2 protein-coding genes are annotated in these 1,487 nt (G+C 39.4%); both read left to right on the forward strand.

Annotation, left to right across the window (positions count from 1 at the left end):
- The first annotated feature begins 172 nt into the window (after nt 1-172).
- Nucleotides 173-751, forward strand: coding sequence for a hypothetical protein (locus DW642_RS16390; RefSeq protein WP_242991220.1), 579 nt, complete (start codon nt 173-175; stop codon nt 749-751).
- A 130-nt stretch (nt 752-881) separates the two neighbouring features.
- Nucleotides 882-1,373, forward strand: a complete 492-nt coding sequence (locus DW642_RS15680; protein WP_009263190.1) for a nucleotidyltransferase domain-containing protein — start codon at nt 882-884, stop codon at nt 1,371-1,373.
- Nucleotides 1,374-1,487 lie beyond the last annotated feature (114 nt).

Consider the following 1,487-nt stretch of genomic DNA (forward strand, 5'->3'; position numbering starts at 1 on the left):
TTTATCCGGCTGATGAATGAAAGAGGGTACGGAGTGGACTGGCAGGACAGCCACAAGTACATCACATATACTGACTTAGCCAGGGAACAGGCAGGAGAAAAGGCTTGCAAAATTCGTAATAATAAGCTGGAAAAATACTATAACATGGGTTTTGGAAAGGAGGAACTGGAGCATGAGTTTGAGAGAAATGCACGAACAGCAGAAGTCAGAGCAGGCAAGTCCGAGAGAACAGCTCCAAGAACTGAACCGACAGAGCCGGACAGAGCTGGAGAACAGCCTGCTGAAGGAAGCCTTAGCTTTGTCGAGCGAGAGCTGCGAGGAATTGATGAAGCAGTCAAATCAAGGACAAGCAAGGGCAGAGCAGAACAGGCAGAGAGACGCCGAACTGAGCAGGCAGCTCATCAGCGAGCTGAAGAAGAACGTAGAGCAGTTAGAGAACGGCAACGAACTGCTTCAGAACGCCATATCAGCCGAAATTGGGAGCCTGAGAGATGAGGTTAGAGAAAGTACCGTCCAAGAGGTTAGAAAGGCATTACAGGCGAATATAGAGGCTGTACAAAGGGCAACAAAAGCCCTTGAGAAGCAGTCTGATACACTTACAAGCGTAATGAAGCAGAAAGTCCGGGAACTGGAGGAAAGCAAAAACAGCTTTTTTAGGTATGAGGGTTTGAAGCTGTACCTGTTTTGGGGCGGTATGGTCTGCAATATCTTAGTGTTTCTTATGCTGTTGTATGGTATGATTGGTAAGTAAAAAGAAAACGACAAATCGGAATTTTAAAAAGGAGTGTGATGACCATGATTTTTGATTTTGAGCCTTGGCAATTAGATATTGATATTGACTTAACTAAACAATTATATAGAAGTTGTAAAGGAGACTTTGTATGGGTAGAAAAGAAATAACAACAAAAGAAGATTTAATGAAAGTAATAGAATTATTCGAAAATACTGGAATTACATACTGGTTGGATGGCGGATGGGGTGTAGATATTTTAGCTGGTAAACAAACAAGAATTCATAGAGATATAGATATAAATTTTGATGCTCAACATACGGAAAAATTGTTAAATGTGCTTTTGAATCTGGGCTATAAAATTGATACAGACTGGAAACCGGTTAGAATAGAGTTATATAGTGATGAACTTGGTTACTTAGACATTCACCCGTTCGTTTTAAATGAGGACGGAACTTCAAAACAAGCTGATTTAGAGGGTGGATGGTATGAGTTTGAAAAAGATTACTTTGGTAGTGTTTTTTTTGAAGGCAAAACAATTCCTTGTATATCTTTAAAAGGCCAAAAAGTTTTCCATTCAGGTTATGAATTAAGAGATAAAGATAAGCATGATATTTCAATTCTTGAAAGTTTATCAAAATAACATTGCTGTAATTTCTAAGATAAATTTCAGTTTGTCGGTACGAAGAAAAAGGTAAAATACTTCATTGATAAGATTAGCGGTCAAGGCGAGAGGGAGTGAGGTGTAGATATTGAC

The sequence above is a fragment of the Blautia sp. AM23-13AC genome, from assembly GCF_003435675.1.
GTDB lineage: Bacteria > Bacillota > Clostridia > Lachnospirales > Lachnospiraceae > Fusicatenibacter > Fusicatenibacter saccharivorans.